This is a genomic window from Saccharopolyspora soli, from assembly GCF_022678645.1.
Taxonomy (GTDB): Bacteria; Actinomycetota; Actinomycetes; order Mycobacteriales; family Pseudonocardiaceae; genus Saccharopolyspora; species Saccharopolyspora soli.
In genome coordinates, this window is the sequence record NZ_JALBWV010000082.1 from 1 (window position 1) to 19,715 (window position 19,715).

Below are 19,715 nucleotides of genomic sequence, written 5' to 3' on the forward strand. Positions count from 1 at the left end.
CCCCCCCCCCCCCCCCCCCCCCCCCCGCCCCGGCGGCGGGGGGGCGCGGCCCCCCCCCCCCGCCCCCCCCGGCGGGCCCCCCCCCCCCCCGACACCCGACCAGCCACTACGTGCTGTTGTCCGGGCCGGTCGCTAGTCTCGGGGCGTGACCAGCAAGGACGTGGACGAGCGCCGGAACCTCGACGAGATCGAGGAGGGCGTGCCCGACGACCCCGCCGCGAGCCGGGCCGCGGAAGGCATCGAGGACGTGCCCGCCGAGGTGCGCGAGCGCTACGCGGACCTCGCCGAGGAAGTTCGCGGCCACCAGTTCCGCTACTACGTGCTGGACTCGCCGACGATCTCCGACGGCGAGTTCGACGAGCTGTTCGCCGAACTGCAACGCATGGAAGCGGAGCACCCGGCGCTGCAGGCCCCGGACTCGCCGACGCAGGTCGTCGGCGGCACCTTCTCCACCGAGTTCACCGCGGTCGCGCACCTCGAACGGATGCTGAGCCTGGACAACGCCTTCAGCACCGAGGAGTTGCAGGCGTGGGTGGACCGGGTGGAGCGCGAGGTCGGCAGCGACGCGCACTACCTGTGCGAGCTGAAGATCGACGGCTTGGCGATCAACCTGCTGTACCGGGACGGACGGTTGGAGACCGCCCTGACCCGCGGCGATGGCCGCACCGGGGAGGACGTGACGCTCAACGTACGCACCATGCGCGACGTCCCCGAGCAGCTGACCGGCACCGACGAGTACCCGGTGCCGGGGCTGGTGGAGGTCCGCGGCGAGGTGTTCTTCCGGGTCGACGAGTTCGCGGAGCTCAACGCCAAGCTCGTCGAGGCGGGCAAACCGCCGTTCGCCAATCCGCGCAACGCCGCCGCCGGGTCGCTGCGGCAGAAGGACCCGCGGATCAGCCGCACCCGGCCGTTGCGGCTGATCTGCCACGGCCTGGGCAAGCGGGAAGGTTTCGAACCGAGCCGCCAGTCCGAGTCCTACGCGGCGTTGAAGGCGTGGGGCCTGCCGGTGTCCGAGCACACCGTTGTCCTGTCCACTATGGACGACTTGGTCGCGCACATCGAATACTGGGGCAAGCACCGCGACTCCGCGGAACACGAGATCGACGGCATCGTGATCAAGGTCGACGAGGTGCCGTTGCAGCGCCGACTCGGCACCACCTCCCGCGCGCCGCGCTGGGCCATCGCCTACAAGTACCCGCCGGAGCAGGCCACCACGAGGCTGCTGGACATCCAGGTCAACGTCGGCCGAACCGGGCGGGTCACGCCGTTCGCCGTGATGGAGCCGGTCAAGGTCGCCGGTTCCACGGTGTCGATGGCGACCCTGCACAACGCCGACGAAGTGCGCCGCAAGGGCGTGTTGATCGGCGACCGGGTGGTGATCCGCAAGGCAGGTGACGTGATCCCCGAGGTGCTCGGCCCGGTGGTCGACGTGCGCACCGGCGACGAGCGCGAATTCGCCATGCCAACCGTGTGCCCGGAGTGCGGGTGGGTGCTGTCGCAGCAGAAGGAAGGCGACGTCGACCTGCGCTGCCCGAACGCCCAGGGCTGTCCTGCGCAGCGGCGCGAGCGGCTGTTCTACCTGGCCAGTCGGCGGGTGCTGGACATCGAGGTGCTCGGCTACGAAGCGGCCACCGCGCTGCTGGCGGCCGGGGTGGTGGAGGACGAGGGCGACATCTTCGACCTCGACGAGCAGAAGCTGCTCAAGACCGCGTTGTTCCGCACCAAGGAAGGCAATCTGTCGGCCAACGGCGTCAAGCTGCTCGCCAACCTGGAGACGGCCAAGGAGAAGCCGCTGTGGCGGGTGCTGGTGGCGTTGTCGATCCGGCACGTGGGACCGACCGCCGCGCAGGCGCTGGCCCGCGAGTTCGGTTCGCTGGACCGGATCGAGGCGGCGTCCGAGGAGGAGTTGGCGGCCACCGACGGCGTCGGGCCCACGATCGCCGCCGCGGTGCGCGAGTGGTTCGAAGTCGACTGGCACCGAGAGTTGGTGGGCAAGTGGCGAGCCGCTGGGGTGCGGATGGCCGACGAGCGCGACGAGTCGATCCCGCGCACCCTCGAAGGGCTTTCCATCGTGGTCACCGGCACGTTGCAGACCTTCTCGCGTGACGAGGCCAAAGAACTGATCATGGCGCGGGGTGGCCGGGCGGCCGGTTCGGTGTCGAAGAAGACCGCGTTCGTCGTGGTCGGCGACTCGCCCGGCTCGAAGTACGACAAGGCCGTGCAGCTCAAGGTCCCGGTGCTGGACGAGAACGGGTTCCGGGTGCTGCTGGACAACGGCCCGGAAGCCGCGGCCGAGCACGCGTTGCCAGTCGAGGATTGACGTCCGCGCTGGAAAGATCCCGGGCATGACAACTATTCGCGTTGCCCGACCCGCGGAGTACGAGGCGATCGGGGCCATGGCCGTACGCGCTTACACCGAGTCCGGGAGCCAGTCGGCGTACGCGGACTATGTTCCCGCGCTGCGCGATGCCGCCGATCGGGCGGCGAAAGCGGAGTTGCTCGTTGCGGTGGACAACGACGAGGTGGTCGGCACGGTCACCCTGGTCCGCCCCGGTACTGCGTATACCGAGGTGGCGCAGGCCGGTGAGCTGGAGTTCCGGATGCTGGCGGTGGCTCCGGAAGCCGCTGGCAACGGGATCGGGCAACAACTGGTGCAGGCGGTGATCGACCGGGGTCGCCAGGAAGGGGTGCAGCGGGTCGTGCTCTGCGTGCGGGAAGACGCGACGCTGGCGCAGCGCCTCTACCGGCGGCTGGGGTTCGAACGGCTCCCCGACCGCGACTGGTATATCGCCCAGGACGTGCGTTTGCTCGCCTTTGCCATGGACGTGTGAGACGACGCCGCGAATCAGCTGTCCCTACCGTTTGAGCTGTCCGGCCTCATAGGGTCCGGATGCCCGGGGAGGGGTGGTATGGCTTTCAGCCGTCTGCCGATCGTGTGGCTCTGCTCGACTCGCCGCCTGCCCCTCCAGGACGGACTCGGCCTCTGATTAAGAGCTGCGAACCGATCGCTGTGTAGGGACCTGGCGGCGGGGGGCGTCTGCGGGTGTGATCACAAAACGCTGGTGAGGGGAATGAGTTGACGCAACTGTGGGCCGGGGTGGACATCGGCCGGGAACACCACCATGTGGCGGTGGTCGATGTTGATGGCAAGCGAGTGTTCTCCCGCCGAGTGGCTAACGACGAGACCGCGCTGCTGACCGCGATGGGCGACGTGTGCGGGCTGGCCGATCAGATCAGGTGGGCCATCGACCTGACCAGCAGCGAGTCGGCGTTGCTGCTGACCATGTTGCTCGACCACGGCCAGGAAGTCGCCTATGTGCCGGGCATCATGGTCAACCGGGCCGCGACCGGTTACCGCGGTGCGGGCAAAACCGACGCCAAGGACGCCCTGATCATCGCTGACCAGGCCCGGATGCGCCGGGACCTGACCATCCTGTGCGGTGACGACGAGCTGGTCATCGAGCTGCGCCTGCTCGTGGCCCGCCGCCAGGACCTGGCCGCCGACCGCACCCGCGCGGTCAACCGGCTGCACGACCAGATGCTGGCCATCTGTCCGGCGCTGGAGCGGGCACTCGACCTGACCACCCAGGGGCCGCTGATCCTGTTGACCGGGTTCCAGACTCCTGCCGCGCTGCAGGAGATCGGCGTTGACGCCCTGACCTCCTGGTTGCGCGAACGGAAGGTCCGCAACGCCGCAGCCCTGGCGGCCAAGGCCGTCGCGGCCGCCGAAACTCAGCACACCACCTTGCCCGCCGAGCGGATGGCCGCCCTGCTGGTGGCCCAGCTCGCCGAGGGGGTGATCACCCTCAACGAGCAGCTCAAGGATGTCGACCGGCTCATTGAGGACCGGTTTCGCCGCCATCCCTTGGCCACAGTGATCGTCAGCATGCCCGGTATCGGTGTCCTGCTCGGCGCCGAGTTTCTTGCCACGACCGGAGACATGAGCCGGTTCGCGTCCGCTGACCAACTCGCCAGCCTCGCCGGTGTCACCCCGGTGCCCCGCGATTCCGGCCGTGTCAGCGGCAACCTGCACAGGCCCCAGCGTTACAGCCGCCCGCTGCAACGAGTCTTCTACACCTCCGCCCTGATCAGCATCCGCGCCTGCCCCGAGTCCAAGCGGTTCTACGACCGCAAACGCGCCGAAGGGAAACGCCACACCCAAGCCGTACTCGCCCTGGCCCGCCGACGTGTCACCGTGCTGTGGGCGCTGCTGCGCGACAACCGTCCTTACCAACTCACACCTCCCCTCCCCGCAGCCGCTTGACAAACGGATTAAGAGTCGAGGACGACCGAGACGATGCCCGCCAGGTGCGCGAGGCGCGCGAGTTCGGCCGCCCGGAACATCGGGCCGCCCGGTCGCCCGGCCAGCAGCACGCGGTCCGGTTTCCCGATGGGAGTCGCGGCCAATTCGGTGCCCAACTCCTGCCAGGTGTCCGGCACCCACGGCTCGTCACCGTCGAGGATCGTCGCCCGCGGCAGCGGCAGCCACGGCAGCTCCAGGTAGCCCTCCTGCGGGGCCGAGGTGCTGGCGGCCAGCTGCTCCGCGCCGCCCGAGCGGTGCCCGAAGACGATCGCCCAACCGGACCGGATGATCTTGGGCACCCCTTCGGCGAAGATCTGCAACCCGCGACCCGGCTCGGCGGCGATCTCCTCCACCAGTTCCAGTTCGCGGTGCGTGTCCAGCACACCAGCGTAGGGCCGGACCGCGTCGACCTCGACGCCGTGCACCGATTCGGCCGCGGTGATCAGCACGTCGGGCAGCCGACCGGAGGGCAGTTCCACCACCAGGTCGTCGATCGCCACGCCGTTGCTGCGCTCGACCACGTCAACGCTGAGGATGTCGGCACCGATCTCGCCGAGCGCGCTCGCCACCGACCCGAGGTTGCCGGGCCGGTCCGGTATCTGCACCCGGATCAGGAAGGACACCGGACTCAACGCCTCCAACTCCGTGCGCGACACCTCGCCGGTCGCGCTGTTCCATCGGCTCAGAAGCCGCCGTCCAACGGCTCCTCGGGCGAGGAACTGGCGGTTGAAATTGTGTCAGACGCGGCCTGCCAGCGGTGCCCCCGGCGTCCACGCAGTGGAACGACCTGCGGTTTTCCACCGGTTACAGGCTTGTTTCGTCTGGCGGAACCTCAACCGCCGCCTCGCTGCGGGACCCCGATTCCGGCGCGTGCGATGCACGACGTCGGTTCGGTCCCCATCCCGACAACGTCCGAGGACCCGCGGCAGTGCCGGCGCGCGCGGGACGATCGACGTCCGCGCGCGCCGCCCCCTCCAGGGCTGGGTCCGGGCGCCGCCATAGACTGGGCAGTACCCGTGAAAACCGGACATGACCAGGGAGCCTTCGCAGTGTCCAAGATCTCCCGCGACGAGGTCGCGCACCTCGCTGGCCTGGCGCGGCTAGCGGTCACCGAAGCCGAGCTCGACACCTTCGCCGGCCAGCTCGACCAGATCCTCGATGCGGTGGCCAAGGTGGGCGAGGTCGCTGCGGACGACATCCCGCCGACTTCCCACGCGGTGCCGGTGACCAACGTCTTCCGCGACGACGAGGTGCGGCCGTGCCTGTCCCGCGAGCAGGTGCTCGCCGGGGCGCCCGCCGCCGAGCAAGACCGGTTCCGCGTGCCGCGGATTCTCACAGAGGAGGTCTGATGAGCCGCACTCTTTCCCCGGCTTGTCAAGACCGACCGGGTGCGGGTGTCCCGCGAAGCGCAGAGGAGTCCTGATGACGTCGACCGCATCCGGCGGCAGCCTGACCGGGCTGACCGCATCCGAGCTCGCCGCCAAGCTGCAGGCGGGCGAGGTCACGTCGGTCGAGGTGACGCAGGCGCACTTGGACCGGATCGCCGCCGTGGACCCAGCGGTGCACGCCTTCCTGCACGTCGACGCCGACGGCGCGCTGGCCGCCGCGCGCCGGGCCGATGCGGATCGCGCCGCGGGCCGCGCCACATCGCCGCTGGCCGGTGTGCCGCTGGCGCTCAAGGATGTGCTGACCACCACGGACATGCCCACCACCTGCGGCTCCAAGATGCTGGAGGGCTGGGTTCCGCCGTACGACGCGACCGTGACGCGCCGCCTGCGCGAGGCGGGCGTGGTCATCCTCGGCAAGACGAACATGGACGAGTTCGCGATGGGTTCGTCGACCGAGAACTCCGCGTACGGCCCGACCCGCAACCCGTGGGACCTGGACCGCATCCCGGGCGGCTCCGGCGGCGGTTCCTCGGCAGCGCTGGCCGCCTTCGAGGCGCCGCTGGCCATCGGTACCGACACCGGCGGTTCGATCCGTCAGCCCGGCGCGGTGACCGGCACGGTCGGCGTCAAGCCCACCTACGGCGGGGTTTCCCGCTACGGCCTCGTCGCGTTCTCCTCCTCGCTGGACCAGCCCGGCCCGTGCGCGCGCACCGTGTTGGACGCCGCCCTGCTGCACGAGGTGATCGCCGGGCACGACCCGATGGACTCCACCTCGATCGACCAGCCGGTGCCGCAGGTCGTCGCGGCCGCTGAGCGGGGCGCTTCCGGTGGCCTCAAGGACGTCCGCATCGGCGTGGTCCGCGAGTTCTCCGGCGAGGGCTACCAGCCGGGCGTGCAGCGCGCCTTCGACGCGGCGGTCCAGCAGCTGTCCGCGCTGGGCGCCGAGGTCGTCGAGGTCTCCTGCCCGCACTTCGACTACGCGCTACCGGCCTACTACCTGATCGCGCCGAGCGAGTGCTCCTCGAACCTGGCCCGCTTCGACGCCATGCGCTACGGCCTGCGCGTCGGCGACGACGGTGCCCGCAGTGCCGAGGAGGTCATGTCGTTGACCCGCGAGGCCGGGTTCGGCCCCGAGGTGAAGCGGCGGATCATGCTCGGCACCTACGCGCTGTCCTCGGGCTACTACGACGCCTACTACGGCCAGGCGCAGAAGGTGCGGACGTTGATCACCCGCGACTTCACCGCCGCGTTCGAGCAGGTCGACGTGCTGGTGTCGCCGACCACGCCGACCACGGCGTTCAAGATCGGCGAGCGGGTCGATGACCCGATGGCGATGTACCTCGCCGACCTGTGCACCATCCCGTCCAACCTGGCGGGCAACGCCGCCATGAGCGTCCCATGTGGACTGTCCGACGAGGACGGCTTGCCGGTGGGGCTGCAGATCATGGCCCCGGCGATGGCCGACGACCGGCTCTACCGGGTCGGCGCGGCTTACGAGGCCGCGCGCAACGCCGTGCAGGGTGGCCCGCTCATCAACGGTGTGCCCCAGCTGGAGGCTGTATGAGCCACAATTCCTTCCCCGCTCATACGGCCGACCGGGTGCGGGTGTCCCGCAAGACGCAGGGCGGTATGAGCAGCCCTGTGCCAACCCCAGTCCTCCTCAACCGCACCTCAGGGGACCGTGACGCGAGCCAGCCACCAGAAGCCGCGAAACGCGAGATTGAGCTGGACGCAACCACCACTGTGAATCGCGGAGAGGCGGAACTGGTATGAGCGAGACCCGCACCGCGCCCGCACCAGCCGACCGGGTGCCCCGCAAGCTACTGGAGGTCGCGTGATGAACCCGAAGATCAAGGCAGCGTTCCAGCTCGCGTCCGTGCTCTCGGCGGCTCTCGGGCTGCGGGCGAGTTTCCGGACGGCGCGCGAGAAGAACGACAAGCTCGCGCTGGCGGATGCGATCATCACGGCGCTCGGGCTGATCACCGGCACCGCGCTGGCCGTGCGAGCGCTGCGCAAGGGGGAGGACGACAAGTGACCGCCGTCGCCGAGATCATGGACTACGACGAGGTCATCGACCGGTTCGACCCGGTGCTCGGCCTCGAAGTGCACGTGGAGCTGTCCACCAGGACGAAGATGTTCTGCGGTTGCGCGAACGTCTTCGGCGCGGAACCGAACACCCAGGTCTGCCCGGTGTGCCTGGGGCTGCCGGGTGCGCTGCCGGTGCTCAACGGCAAGGCCGTGGAGGCGGCCATCCGGATCGGGCTGGCGCTGAACTGCCAGGTCGCCGAGTGGTGCCGGTTCGCGCGGAAGAACTACTTCTACCCGGACATGCCGAAGAACTTCCAGACCTCGCAGTACGACGAGCCGATCGTCTTCGACGGTCACCTCGACGTGGTGCTCGACGACGGCGAGATCTTCCGGGTCGAAATCGAGCGGGCGCACATGGAGGAGGACACCGGCAAGTCCTTGCACGTGGGCGGCAGCACCGGCCGCATCCACGGCGCCGACTACTCGTTGCTGGACTACAACCGGGCCGGCGTGCCGCTGATCGAGATCGTTACCAAGCCGGTCGTCGGCGCCGGGGTGCGGGCCCCGGAGGTCGCGCGGGCGTACGTCACGGCGCTGCGCGATCTGCTGCGCGCGCTGGACGTTTCGGACGTGCGGATGGACCAGGGCTCGTTGCGCTGCGACGCGAACGTGTCGCTGATGCCGAAGGGTTCGACGGAGTTCGGCACCCGCACCGAGACGAAGAACGTCAACTCGCTGCGCAGCGTGGAGCGCGCGGTGCGCTTCGAGATGCAGCGGCACGCGGCGGTGCTCGCCTCCGGCGGCACGATCCTGCAGGAGACCCGGCACTTCGACGAGTCCACCGGCAGCACTTCGGCGGGTCGCCGCAAGGAGACCTCCGAGGACTACCGCTACTTCCCGGAACCCGACCTGGTGCCGATCGCGCCGTCCCGGGAGTGGGTCGAGGAGCTGAGCAAGACCCTGCCGGAGCTGCCGTGGGAGCGGCGCAAGCGGGCCCAGGAGCAGTGGGGCCTGTCCGCAGAGGAGTTGCGCGACCTGGTGAACGCCGGGGCGTTGGAGCTGGTGGCGCAGACCGTCGACGCGGGCGCGGACTCGGGCGATGCCCGGTCCTGGTGGGTTTCCTACCTGGCGCAGCAGGCGAACACCCGTGGAGTCGAGCTCGGCGAACTCGACATCACGCCGAAGCAGGTGGCGCGGGTGATCGAGCTGGTCGCCGAGGGCAAGCTGACCAACAAGCTGGCGCGTCAGGTCGTCGACGGGGTGCTCGCCGGTGAGGGTGAGCCGGACGACGTGGTCGCGGCCCGCGGCCTGGAGGTCGTCTCCGACGACTCCGCGTTGCAGACCGCGATCGACGAGGCGCTGGCGGCGCAGCCGGACATCGCGGACAAGATCCGCGGCGGCAAGGTGCAGGCCGCGGGGGCGATCGTCGGCGCGGTCATGAAGGCCACCAAGGGCCAGGCGGACGCGAAGCGGGTCCGGGAACTCATCCTCGCCGCCTGCGGCCAGTAACCGCGTTTTTTCCGAGTGAAGGGCACCTTTTACCGAGTAAGCCGGTCAAAGGTGCCCTTCACTCTGCACGCTTTTGAGTAGCGACGTCGCACTTACTCCACAGTGGACTTCCTGGCCGGTTGTCGGCGTCGTTGCGGATCTTCGCCGGTTCCGGTTGGGAAGGCTCGTGGGTGAAAAATCCTCATTCTTACCAGACAAGTCATCTACCAGCGCGAGGGTTACCTGGTGACGGTCGTGGTTTGCGTGACTCTGCCGATGTAGCCGTCCGGGCGCACCAGCACCAGGGTTGCGCCGGTCACGTCGTACGCCCGCCAAGCGTCCGCAGCGGATGGGTCGATGCGGTGGACGTGCACCTCGTGGCCGGTTTCCGGTGGTTCCGCGTCGAATGCCAGCAGCGTCCAGTGCGGGCCCCGGAACAGGTCGAAGAGGCGAACCGGTTGGCCGTCCTGGTCGCGCACCGGCGAATCCGGCGCCCGGTCGCCCGCCCGCACGCGACCGGGTTCCGGCCGGTCGTCGCGCGCCAGCGGGCCGCCGCGGTAGGAGATGTCCAGCTGCTGGGTCTCGGTTCCGCGGCGATGCGCGTCCGCGTGGCCCTCGGTGTACTTGCGCAGGAGTTCCGTGCTGATGCCGAGCACCGACGCGGCCACCGGCAGCCGTTCCGCCTCGTAGCTGTCGAGTAGGTCGGGTGCCCCGTCGGCGAGTTTCCAGCCGAGGTTGTAGGCGTCCTGCACGCCGGTGTTCAGGCCCTGCCCGCCGGTCGGCGGGTGCACGTGCGCGGCGTCTCCGGCGAGGAAGACGCGTCCCTGCCGGAAACGCCGCACCATCCGCACGTTCGGCCGCCACACCGTGGACCAGGTCAGATCGTGCAACCGGAGATCCGCGCCTCCTGAGTATCTGTCGAGCAGCCGTTGCAGGTCAGACAGGGTGGCGCGAGGTTTCCAGCCGTCGGGCAGCGCCGCGCTGCACTGGAACGAGTCGGTGCCGGGCAGCGGGGTCAGGGCGATGCCTTGAGTGGGGTCCTCGGCCGCGCCGAACCAGTGTCCGCAGGTGCGGTCCAGCCCGGTGGCCCGCACATCGCCGAATAGCATCCGGATGGAATCGTCGGTCTCCCCAGCGAAATCGATGCCGAGGGCCTTGCGGACCGTGCTGCGGCCACCGTCCGCACCGACCACGAACTCGGTGCGCACCGTAGCGGTGCTCAGCGTCGTGGTCACGCCGCGCGAGTCCTGTTCGCACCCGAGGAATTCGGTACCCCATTCGACCTGGACACCGAGCTGCGCCAGCCGGTTTCGCAGGATTTCCTCGGTGCGCCACTGCGGAAGCATCCACGGGTTGGGGTGTGGGATGTCGGGCGTTGGCTCGACCGGCTCGGTCATCCGGTACTCGCCGACGTACTCGCCACCGACGTGTGCGCGGACCGGGGCTGGTGGCGCACCGCTGCTGAGCACCTCGTCGAGCACCCCGAGATCGTCGAAGACCTCCAGGGTGCGTGGTTGCAGGCCGTCGCCCCGGGAACCGATCGGCGGTTGCGGGGCGGCATCCACGATGCGGCAGGCGATGTCGCGCCGGGCGAGTTCGATGCCCAGCGTCAAGCCGGTGGGACCGGCTCCGGCGATCAGCACTCGGGTGTCCATCCATCACTCCTTAATGAACTGAAATTCAGTGAATTTAGATTCAGTATGTGGCTTGCTAGCGTTCTCCGTCAAGGAGAGGAGTGCGATGCCGGGCAACCGAAAGGCGAAGGCCGCCGAGACCGAGGCCGCGCTGAAGGCGGCGGCGCGGCGGGTCTTCGATCGGATCGGGTACCTGAACACCAAGATCACCGACATCACGGCGGAGGCCGGTCGCGCCGCCGGGTCGTTCTACAACCACTTCGCCAGCAAGGAAGAACTGCTGGAGTCGCTGCTCGCGGACATGCGCGCGGCCAGCGACCAGATCGTCGAAACCGACTCGACGCACGATCCGGACTTCACCAACCGCGAGGCCATCCGCTGGCACATCGCGCAGTACTGGCGGTTCTTCCGCGCCAACCAGAGCGTGGTCATCGCATTGCAGCAGGCTGCGCTGGTGGACCAGCGGTTCGCCGACCGCCTGTCGACCCTGCTGGAACCGGATCTCCGGGATCTGGCGGACCACATCCGCCAAGCCGGGGTGGCGGAGCCGGTGGCGGTCGCGTTCGCGGTGTCCTCGATGTGGCACCAGTTCACCTACGCGCTCCTGGTGGACCGGAACCCGTTGGTCGAGGGGATCACCGACGACGAGGCGATCGAATTGCTCACCGATCTGACGCACCGCGGGCTGAGCGGCAAGTGACCACTGGTGTCCCCAGTGGACACATCTGCCGCTACCCGTCGGGTGGCGGAGGACGTGACTTCGCGGCTCAGTCCTTGCCCGCGGTGCCGCCGGACGGGGGTTCGATGCGCAGTGCTCGGTCGTCGCTGGAGACCGGTCGGCCGCCGTCCTTGTTCGCGGTGCCCAGCCACACCAGCCCGTCCGGGCCGAGCGCCGCCGCGGAGAACCGACCGTAGGTGTTCTCCATGACCTTCGTCGGCTGGCCGGTGAAGCTGCCGTCCGGCGCCGGGTGCAGGGTGTACAGCGCGGCTGCGTCGCGAAGCGCCACCACCACCGTCGACGGATCGGCGACGCAACCGGCCACGCCGGGCCGTTCCGCCCAGGTCCACGCCGGGGAGCCCAGCGGTTGCCCGAACCGCACCCGGTACAGCACGTCCTGGCCCTCGATGTGGTCGGTCACCCAGTACATGCCCATCGCGGGCGTGCCGCACAGCCCGCCCGGTGCGGTCAACCCGGCGGCGACCACCGGTGACTTCGGATCCGGGTTGCCTTCGGCTGGTCTGCCGAAACCGTCGATGCGCAGCACCTTCCCGGCCAGCGACTGCGAGTTCGCGGCGTTCGCCGGGCTGCCCGCGTTGCCGGTCGCGACGAGCAGCGCGCCCTGGCCGTCGTCGACCATCGCCCCGGAGTTGCCCGCCGCCCCCTTCGGGATGCCGGTCAGCACGGGCTTTGGCCGGTCACCGGCCGCGACCCGGACGACCCGGTTGTCGCTGCTGGTCGTGACGTAGGCGTAGAACAGTTCGTCCTCGTGGTAGCTGGGCGACAGGGCGAGTCCGGTGAGCCCACCACCGCCACTCGGATCGACCGGAATCCGGGCCAGCTCAACGGGTTCCTGGCCGCGCTGCACGCGCAGCACCCGCCCGGTGGCCCGCTCGCCGACCAGCGCGCTCTGACCGTCGGGCAACACCACCATCGCGCCGACCGGATCGAGGCAGGTGGCGACCACTGCCGGATCCGGATCCTCGCAACCCGTCGGCTGCGGGGGCGCCTGCGGCGACGAGGGGCGGCTCTCCGTCGGCGGTGGCTCGCCCTCGATCGACGGTTGCGGCCCGGCCTGCGGTTCCAGCGACGGTTGATCGCCCCACGGCCTCGGGTGTTCGTCCGGGAACTGTGCGCAGCCCGCCAGCAGCGTGCCGAGCACTGCCGTCATGCTCAGCAGAAGATGACGCATGCGAAACGTGGCTGCCACGACGACCGAGCCTAACGGGCCACGGGTAAACCGCGGGTGAGACACCATGTCTGCCCGAAGCCGACCCGCGCAGGGGATACTCGAAACCCGGCCTTCCGCGATGCGGAAGTCGGCGTCGGCGAATCGCGGTCGCCTCGGCGGCGCGGACTTGGGAAGGAATCCCCAGGCTGTCAGGGCCTCGGGTGTTCGGTGCGGCGGCGGAGGCCCGGCTCCGGGGTTCGAACTCGGATGCGCCGCACCGTCGGCGGTGGTGGGTCGATGCCGAGGCGGGCGCACTCGACCGCCTCGACCCGGCGCAGCAGCAGGGCGAGCTCGTCCCGCACCACTTCCGGGGCTTCGAACGGGATGAAGTGCGAGGTCGGCAACATCCGCACCCGAGCCTGCGGCAGTGCCGCCACCGCGCGCGCGACGCTGCCGAAGTCCGCCAGCACGTCGTGCTGCCCGGCGAGCACGGTCAGCGGACAGCTCAGCTCGACCACCCGCGTCCGGGCCGCCGCGCTCCAGGCCAGGCTCAGCTCGGCGTGCCACCGCCAGTCGTGGGGCAGCAACTGCCGCAGCGCCGCCGCGGCAGCCGACCGGTCCGCATCGGGGCTCATCAGACCGCTGTAGCGCCAGAGTTGCGTGGCGAGATCGGTGATGGGCAGCCGGGAGGTGATCGATTCCAGCAGTCCGCCGGTGAGCCGCAGCGAAGCGGAGCCGCTCGCGGCGAGCAGCCGTCGGACGATTTCGGGGACGCCGAGCGCGCCGAGCAGCGCGTCCGCGGCTGCGGTCGGCGGGCCAGCGAGCAGCAGCAATCCGCGCACCCGATCCGAGAACCGCCGGGCGAGTTCCACCGCCACCACCGTGCCAGCGGACCAGCCGACGACCGTGCACTCCTTGACCCCGGCCGCTTCCAGCACGCCCAGCGCGTCGTCGACATGGTCGCTCAACGTGTTCGCGGGATTGCCCGGCGGACACCAGCTCAACATCCGGGCCGACGAATCCACCGGCAGCAGCTCCGCCGAACCAAGCTCGGGGCACACCAGAACCGCCTGCCGACCCACTCCGGTCTCGTCCGGCCACCCCCGCAACGCGAAACCACCTGCGGAAACGTCGAACTCCCGGAATGTTTGGTCCACCATCGAACCATTCTCCCCTAACGGGGGACCCGGTGGCCGAGGCGTGGTATCGAACAAATCACGTGTCGGGAAGGTTTTGCCGGAAAAGCTCGCACGTTGGGGTGACCATGCCCTAGCCTCGTCCGGCGTGAGGATTCACGACGATCGCCCCGGCGGTGCGGGCGGCTACCCCGACGATCGCAGCTACGGCGCGCACGCCCAGCAGCCTCCTGCTGGGACGGCCGCGCAGGGTGCACCCGGTGCCCGGAGCACGCAGAGCCTCGGTGCGCAGAAGTACAACTACTACGACGACGATGACGGCTACAGCGACGCCGAAGCCACGTCGATGGTCAGTCAGCGCAACGCTCCGTCCGAGTACTACGACGAGCTCGGCAACACGCGCAAGCCGTTCGCCTGGAACGCGGGCACCGACATCGGTCTGCTGATCCTGAGATTGGCGCTCGGCGGAATCTTCCTCGCGCACGGTGCGCAGAAGCTCTTCGGCGCGCTCGGCGGTCCGGGACCGGACGGTTTCGCCGAGGTGCTGGGCGACATGGGCTTCCAGCAGAACGCGATGCTGGCCCTGGTCACCGGAGGCACCGAGCTGGGAGCTGGCGCGCTGCTGGTGCTCGGCCTGTTCACCCCGCTGGCCGCCGCCGGGGTCGTCGGCGTGATGGCCAACGCGGTCTTCGTCAAGCTAGGCGCCGGATTCTTCGCCGCTTCAGGCGGTTTCGAGCTGGAGGCGACGCTGGGCGTGCTGGGCCTGGGGTTGATGTTCACCGGACCTGGCCGAGTGGCGTTGGACTACGGACGCGTGTGGTTCCGCCGCCCGCTGGTCTTCGGGTTCATCAGCCTGATCATCGCGCTCGCCGCCGCGGCGGCGGTCCTGCTCCTGTTCCACCGCCCCTGACCGCAAGGCCGAAAACGGGCCCGCGCAACGAAGCGCCGGGCCCGTTTTCACTTTCGGGTGAAGGGTGAGGGGCACCTGTGACCCAATAACTGGGTCACAGGTGCCCCTCACCTCGAAAAATTCACTTGTTGGGGTCGCGGACTGCGCCGTAGGAGGCCGAGGTTGCTAGGCGGGCGTAGGCACGTAGGGCCGCGGTGACCTTTCGGTCTCGGCCGACCGGTTGCCAGGGGTGCTCGCTGGTCTCCATCTTCGCTCGGCGCTCCGCCAGCACCTCGTCGGAAACCAGCAGTTCCAGCTTGCGCTCGCGGACGTCGATGCGGATCTGGTCGCCGTCCTCGACCAGGCCGATCGTGCCGCCGCTGGCCGCCTCCGGCGAGATGTGCCCGATGGACAACCCGGAGGAACCGCCGGAGAACCGGCCGTCGGTGATCAGCGCGCACTTCTTGCCCAGCCCGGAGCCCTTCAGGAACGCGGTCGGGTGCAGCATCTCCTGCATCCCCGGACCGCCCGCCGGACCCTCGTAGCGGACCACCAGCACGTCGCCGGGCTGGACCTCCTTGTTGAGGATCACCGACACGGCCTGCTCCTGGCTTTCCACCACCCGCGCCGGACCCTGGAAGCTCCACAGCTCCTCTTCGACACCCGCGGTCTTGACCACCGCGCCCTCATCGGCGAGGTTGCCGCGCAGCACCGCCAGCCCGCCGTCGGCGGTGTAGGCGTGTGCGACGTCGCGGATGCAGCCGCCTGTCGCATCGGTGTCCAAAGAGGACCACCGGTTGTCGGTGGAGAACGCCTGCGTAGTGCGCACCCCGCCCGGCGCCGCGTGGAACAGCTCGACGGCCTCCGCTGACGGCGATTCGCCCCGAACGTCCCAAGTGGACAGCCATTCGGTCAGGTTCGGGCTGTGCACCGAGGAGACGTCGCGGTGCAGCAGTCCGGCGCGGTCCAGCTCGCCGAGGATCGCGGGGATGCCGCCCGCCCGGTGCACGTCCTCCATGTGGTAGTCGGAGTTCGGGCTGACCTTGGACAGGCAGGGCACCCGGCGGCTGGTCGCGGCGATGTCTTCGAGGGTGAAGTCGATCTCGCCCTCCTGGGCGGCGGCCAGCGTGTGCAGCACCGTGTTGGTGGAGCCGCCCATCGCCATGTCCAGCGCCATCGCGTTCTCGAACGCCTTCTTGTCCGCGACCGAGCGCGGCAGCACCGACTCGTCGTCCTCGCCGTAGTAGCGCTTGGCGATGCGCACCACGGTGCGCCCGGCCTCCTGGAACAACGCGCGGCGCGCGGCGTGGGTGGCCAGTGTGGACCCGTTGCCGGGCAGCGCCAGACCGAGCGCCTCGGTGAGGCAGTTCATCGAGTTCGCGGTGAACATGCCCGAGCAGGAACCGCAGGTCGGACAGGCCGAGCGCTCGACCTCGCCGAGCCCGGCCTCGTCGACCGCGGAGTTCGCGGACGCCGAAATGGTGGTGATCAGGTCGGTCGGGGCGTGCGCGACGCCGTCCACCACGACTGCCTTGCCAGCTTCCATCGGGCCGCCGGAGACGAACACCGTCGGGATGTTCAACCGCATCGCGGCGTTGAGCATGCCGGGGGTGATCTTGTCGCAGTTGGAGATGCACACCAGCGCGTCGGCCTGGTGCGCGTTGACCATGTACTCCACCGAGTCGGCGATCAGCTCGCGGGAGGGCAGCGAGTAGAGCATCCCGCCGTGACCCATCGCGATGCCGTCGTCCACCGCGATGGTGTGGAACTCCCGCGGCACGCCGCCTGCTTCGCGGATCGTCTCGGCGACCACGTCGCCGAGGTCGCGCAGGTGCACGTGACCGGGCACGAACTGGGTGTAGGAGTTGGCGATGGCCACGATGGGCTTGCCGAAGTCGTCGTCGGTCATGCCGGTGGCACGCCACAGCGAGCGGGCGCCTGCGGCATTCCGTCCGTGTGTCGTGGTGCGAGAACGCAGCTGAGGCATATCCACCTTCTTCTCATGGGAGTTCCACGCTCATTTTGCGTGGCGGTGCAAGTAGCGGTCCGAACGCGGCGTCGGGGCTGTCCTCGCGAGAAAGCCTCTGAGAACCCGCGGCGGTGCGAGTGGCGAGGGTGGGCTATGCGCCTTCGGCACATGCGGCCATTGCCGTCGGTGTTGCGGTGGAGCTTCGCGGTTGTGGTTTACCGCTGGAAGCGGCTCCGCCGCTTGCCTGACGGGATGGCGTCTCAGATGAACGCGCACCAAACCCGCCTTCGGTTGGGCATCGCGCCTTTTGGGCGCGAGGAATAGCGGTGCGGCCGACATTACTCCTGCGATGTTGGGTCGGGCAGGCGCCCACCGCTCATCGCTGCCAGTCGGGGCAGGTCGCGCACTCGGACCGCCGGGAGTTTGATCTCCTTGCCGGACCGCAGCACCGCTTTGAGCCAGTGCCGCTCGTCCAGCCGCAGCGAGGCCACTTCGTCCCAGTTGAACTTGCCGCCGCCGAAGATCGTGCGCACCACGACCCGCTCCGGGTCCACCGTGGTCCGGGTCCGCAGGATCCACACCAGCAGTACCAGCGGGATCAAGTAGATCAGCAGCGCCCAGGGCCCGGCGGTGGTGGCCAGCGGGGTGGCGCACAGCGCGATCACCAGCACGGCCAGCAGCGATACCGGGGTGATCCGGAACGTCAACGACTTCGGCCCTTCGGGCTGTTGCGGGGCACCGGCCTGGTCGGTCTCGGGCTGCTCGGGCTCCTGCGGGGTCTCGCTCACGCACCAGATGGTCTCACCTGCGCCAGTCGGAACGCGGAGCCCGTCGTCCCGGTGGAATCGACCGGAGCGGCGCACGTCACACTTCGTTCCGGCAAAGCGTTGTTGACCAGGGGGCACCGCTGCTGGCGGCGCGCGGCAAGCCGACCTGTGCGTCCACCATGCGGGATGATCGTCCCGCATGGTTTGACGTGACGGGCCGCATTGATTAACGTCCCTGCCATGCTGCGACTGCACGACATTCTCGTACTTCCCTGGCGCGTCGACGCCTAGGAAGTTCGCAGCGTCGACGCGCCAACCCTCGTCAGGCCATTCGGGCCTGCGGGGGTTTTTTCGTGTCCGGCCCACCTCCGACCCCTAGGCAGACCCGATGACCAGCGCCAATACCAGGCAGAATCCGGTCCCGGCGCCCCCGCCAGGACGCCGTCCCAAGCCCGCGCCGCCCAGCGGTGCCCCAGTGAAGATGACCGGTGCGCAGGCACTGGTGCGATCCCTGGAGTCCGTCGGCTGCGAGATCGTCTTCGGGATTCCGGGTGGCACGATCCTCCCGTCCTACGACCCGCTCCTCGACTCGAACAAGGTTCGGCACGTGCTGGTGCGCCACGAGCAGGGGGCCGGACACGCGGCCACCGGTTACGCCCAGGCCACCGGCAAGGTCGGGGTGTGCATGGCCACCTCCGGTCCGGGCGCGACCAACCTCGTCACCGCGCTGGCCGACGCGCACATGGACTCGGTCCCGGTCGTGGCGATCACCGGTCAGCAGAGCACCGGCCTGATCGGCACCGACGCCTTCCAGGAAGCCGACATCTGCGGCATCACGCTGCCCATCACCAAGCACAACTTCCTGGTCACCGACGCCGACGACCTGCCACGGGTCATCGCCGAGGCGTTCTACATCGCCGCGAGCGGTCGGCCCGGCCCGGTCCTGGTGGACATCCCCAAGGACGTCCAGCAGGCCACCATGTCGTTCTCCTGGCCGCCGGAGCTGAAACTGCCCGGCTACCGGCCGACCAGCAAGCCGCACGGCAAGCAGGTCCGGGAGGCCGCCAAGCTGATCACCGAGGCGCACCACCCGGTGCTCTACGTCGGCGGCGGGGTGATCAAGGCCGAGGCGCACGCCGAACTGCGGCAGTTGGCCGAGCGCACCGGAATCCCGGTGGTCACCACGCTGATGGCGCGCGGCGCGTTCCCGGATTCGCACCCGCAGCACCTGGGCATGCCCGGCATGCACGGCACGGTCGCCGCGGTCGCCGCGATGCAGCGCGCCGACCTGCTGATCGCGCTGGGCACCCGCTTCGACGACCGGGTCACCGGCCAGCTCTCGTCGTTCGCACCCGAGGCCAAGGTGGTGCACGCCGACATCGACCCGGCGGAGATCTCCAAGAACCGCTACGCCGACGTCCCGATCGTCGGTGACTGCAAGGACGTGCTCGCCGAGCTGATCGACGCGGTGGCCGCCTCCGGCGCGGAGCACGGCACCGCCGATCTGGCGCCCTGGTGGGAGATGCTCGACGATCTGCGCCAGCGGTTCCCGCTGGGCTACCAGTGGCCGACCGACGGCAGCCTGTCGCCGGAGTACGTCATCGAGCGCCTCGGTGAACTGGTCGGGCCGGATGCCGTCTACGTCGCCGGTGTCGGTCAGCACCAGATGTGGGCCGCGCAGTTCGTCGGCTACGAGCACCCGCGCACCTGGCTGAACTCCGGCGGCCTGGGCACCATGGGCTACGCGGTGCCCGCCGCGATGGGCGCCAAGGCCGGGGTGCCGGGCAAAACCGTGTGGGCCATCGATGGCGACGGCTGCTTCCAGATGACCAACCAGGAGCTCGCCACCTGCGCGATCGAGGACATCCCCATCAAGGTGGCCGTCATCAACAACGGCAACCTGGGTATGGTCCGTCAGTGGCAGAGCCTGTTCTACGCCGAGCGCTACTCACACAGTGACCTCGGCACCCACAAGCACCGCATCCCGGACTTCAAGCTGCTGGCCGAGGCATACGGCTGCGCGGGCCTGCGGTGCGAGTCCAAAGAGGACGTCGACAGCGTCATCCAGCGGGCCATGGAGATCAACGACCGACCCGTCGTGATCGACTTCGTGGTGGGCAAGGACGCCCAGGTGTGGCCGATGGTGGCCGCCGGTACCGGCAACGACGAGATCATGGCGGCGCGCGACATCCGCCCGCTGTTCGACGAGGACGAGGGGTGACCG

General features: G+C 69.4%; 16 protein-coding genes. 10 read left to right on the forward strand and 6 right to left on the reverse strand.

What is annotated here, in order from left to right:
• Positions 1 to 187: 187 nt before the first annotated feature.
• The 3 genes from ligA (at position 188) to MOQ72_RS38455 (ending at position 4,264) form a co-directional block, all read left to right on the forward strand.
• Entirely contained in the window at positions 188 to 2,320 is a 2,133-nt protein-coding gene (gene ligA, locus MOQ72_RS38445) for an NAD-dependent DNA ligase LigA (protein WP_242190901.1), read from the forward strand.
• A gap of 25 nt (positions 2,321 to 2,345) precedes the next feature.
• Positions 2,346 to 2,831, forward strand: a complete 486-nt coding sequence (locus MOQ72_RS38450) for a GNAT family N-acetyltransferase (RefSeq protein ID WP_242190868.1) — start codon at positions 2,346 to 2,348, stop codon at positions 2,829 to 2,831.
• Positions 2,832 to 3,076: 245 nt separating this feature from the next.
• Positions 3,077 to 4,264: an IS110 family RNA-guided transposase gene (locus tag MOQ72_RS38455; RefSeq protein WP_242190869.1), complete on the forward strand. Its 1,188-nt coding sequence runs from the start codon at positions 3,077 to 3,079 to the stop codon at positions 4,262 to 4,264.
• Positions 4,265 to 4,272: 8 nt separating this feature from the next.
• Here the strand turns inward: MOQ72_RS38455 and MOQ72_RS38460 are convergent, their stop codons facing one another.
• Positions 4,273 to 4,926 (reverse strand): ACT domain-containing protein, encoded by a 654-nt coding sequence (locus MOQ72_RS38460; RefSeq protein ID WP_242190903.1) that lies wholly within the window; start codon positions 4,924 to 4,926, stop codon positions 4,273 to 4,275.
• Between the two features lie 426 nt (positions 4,927 to 5,352).
• Here MOQ72_RS38460 and gatC point away from each other — a divergent pair, with 426 nt between their 5' ends.
• From gatC to gatB, 4 genes are all read left to right on the forward strand, one after another.
• Complete coding sequence (gene gatC / locus MOQ72_RS38465; protein WP_242190870.1) at positions 5,353 to 5,652, forward strand: Asp-tRNA(Asn)/Glu-tRNA(Gln) amidotransferase subunit GatC; 300 nt, start codon at positions 5,353 to 5,355, stop codon at positions 5,650 to 5,652.
• 73 nt (positions 5,653 to 5,725) lie between these two features.
• Positions 5,726 to 7,255, forward strand: coding sequence for an Asp-tRNA(Asn)/Glu-tRNA(Gln) amidotransferase subunit GatA (gene gatA, locus MOQ72_RS38470; RefSeq protein WP_242190871.1), 1,530 nt, complete (start codon positions 5,726 to 5,728; stop codon positions 7,253 to 7,255).
• Positions 7,256 to 7,528: 273 nt separating this feature from the next.
• On the forward strand, positions 7,529 to 7,726 hold the full coding sequence (locus MOQ72_RS38475) for a hypothetical protein (protein ID WP_242190872.1): 198 nt from the start codon (positions 7,529 to 7,531) through the stop codon (positions 7,724 to 7,726).
• A complete protein-coding gene (gatB, locus tag MOQ72_RS38480) occupies positions 7,723 to 9,228 on the forward strand; it encodes an Asp-tRNA(Asn)/Glu-tRNA(Gln) amidotransferase subunit GatB (RefSeq protein ID WP_242190873.1) in 1,506 nt (501 codons plus the stop codon). Before MOQ72_RS38475 ends, gatB begins: the two co-directional genes overlap by 4 nt.
• Positions 9,229 to 9,446: 218 nt before the next feature.
• Here the strand turns inward: gatB and MOQ72_RS38485 are convergent, their stop codons facing one another.
• Positions 9,447 to 10,862: an FAD-dependent monooxygenase gene (locus tag MOQ72_RS38485; protein ID WP_242190874.1), complete on the reverse strand. Its 1,416-nt coding sequence runs from the start codon at positions 10,860 to 10,862 to the stop codon at positions 9,447 to 9,449.
• A gap of 85 nt (positions 10,863 to 10,947) precedes the next feature.
• On the opposite strand from MOQ72_RS38485, the gene MOQ72_RS38490 reads away from it, so the two are divergent.
• Complete coding sequence (locus MOQ72_RS38490) at positions 10,948 to 11,541, forward strand: TetR/AcrR family transcriptional regulator (RefSeq protein WP_242190875.1); 594 nt, start codon at positions 10,948 to 10,950, stop codon at positions 11,539 to 11,541.
• A 67-nt stretch (positions 11,542 to 11,608) separates the two neighbouring features.
• On the opposite strand, the gene MOQ72_RS38495 is transcribed toward MOQ72_RS38490, so the two are convergent.
• Both MOQ72_RS38495 and MOQ72_RS38500 read right to left on the reverse strand, forming a co-directional pair.
• Positions 11,609 to 12,751, reverse strand: a complete 1,143-nt coding sequence (locus MOQ72_RS38495; RefSeq protein WP_242190876.1) for a PQQ-dependent sugar dehydrogenase — start codon at positions 12,749 to 12,751, stop codon at positions 11,609 to 11,611.
• Positions 12,752 to 12,939: 188 nt separating this feature from the next.
• The gene (locus MOQ72_RS38500) at positions 12,940 to 13,890 is read right to left on the reverse strand and encodes an alpha/beta fold hydrolase (protein ID WP_242190877.1); all 951 of its coding nucleotides are present in this window, start codon (positions 13,888 to 13,890) and stop codon (positions 12,940 to 12,942) included.
• A gap of 124 nt (positions 13,891 to 14,014) precedes the next feature.
• Here MOQ72_RS38500 and MOQ72_RS38505 point away from each other — a divergent pair, with 124 nt between their 5' ends.
• A complete protein-coding gene (locus MOQ72_RS38505) occupies positions 14,015 to 14,776 on the forward strand; it encodes a DoxX family protein (RefSeq protein ID WP_242190879.1) in 762 nt (253 codons plus the stop codon).
• A gap of 121 nt (positions 14,777 to 14,897) precedes the next feature.
• On the opposite strand, the gene ilvD is transcribed toward MOQ72_RS38505, so the two are convergent.
• Both ilvD and MOQ72_RS38515 read right to left on the reverse strand, forming a co-directional pair.
• On the reverse strand, positions 14,898 to 16,742 hold the full coding sequence (gene ilvD, locus MOQ72_RS38510; protein WP_242190881.1) for a dihydroxy-acid dehydratase: 1,845 nt from the start codon (positions 16,740 to 16,742) through the stop codon (positions 14,898 to 14,900).
• A gap of 320 nt (positions 16,743 to 17,062) precedes the next feature.
• Positions 17,063 to 17,512: a PH domain-containing protein gene (locus MOQ72_RS38515; protein WP_242190883.1), complete on the reverse strand. Its 450-nt coding sequence runs from the start codon at positions 17,510 to 17,512 to the stop codon at positions 17,063 to 17,065.
• Between the two features lie 367 nt (positions 17,513 to 17,879).
• Here MOQ72_RS38515 and MOQ72_RS38520 point away from each other — a divergent pair, with 367 nt between their 5' ends.
• A complete protein-coding gene (locus MOQ72_RS38520; protein WP_242190884.1) occupies positions 17,880 to 19,712 on the forward strand; it encodes an acetolactate synthase large subunit in 1,833 nt (610 codons plus the stop codon).
• Positions 19,713 to 19,715: the final 3 nt, after the last annotated feature.

Excerpts from the sequence above, each read along its gene's own strand:
- MOQ72_RS38450 (WP_242190868.1), top strand. The coding sequence starts at position 2,346 with ATGACAACTATTCGCGTTGCCCGACCCGCGGAGTACGAGGCGATCGGG.
- gatA (WP_242190871.1), top strand. The coding sequence starts at position 5,726 with ATGACGTCGACCGCATCCGGCGGCAGCCTGACCGGGCTGACCGCATCC.
- MOQ72_RS38475 (WP_242190872.1), top strand. The coding sequence starts at position 7,529 with ATGAACCCGAAGATCAAGGCAGCGTTCCAGCTCGCGTCCGTGCTCTCG.
- MOQ72_RS38485 (WP_242190874.1), bottom strand. The coding sequence starts at position 10,862 with ATGGACACCCGAGTGCTGATCGCCGGAGCCGGTCCCACCGGCTTGACG.
- MOQ72_RS38490 (WP_242190875.1), top strand. The coding sequence starts at position 10,948 with ATGCCGGGCAACCGAAAGGCGAAGGCCGCCGAGACCGAGGCCGCGCTG.
- MOQ72_RS38495 (WP_242190876.1), bottom strand. The coding sequence starts at position 12,751 with ATGCGTCATCTTCTGCTGAGCATGACGGCAGTGCTCGGCACGCTGCTG.
- MOQ72_RS38500 (WP_242190877.1), bottom strand. The coding sequence starts at position 13,890 with ATGGTGGACCAAACATTCCGGGAGTTCGACGTTTCCGCAGGTGGTTTC.
- ilvD (WP_242190881.1), bottom strand. The coding sequence starts at position 16,742 with ATGCCTCAGCTGCGTTCTCGCACCACGACACACGGACGGAATGCCGCA.
- MOQ72_RS38520 (WP_242190884.1), top strand. The coding sequence starts at position 17,880 with ATGACCAGCGCCAATACCAGGCAGAATCCGGTCCCGGCGCCCCCGCCA.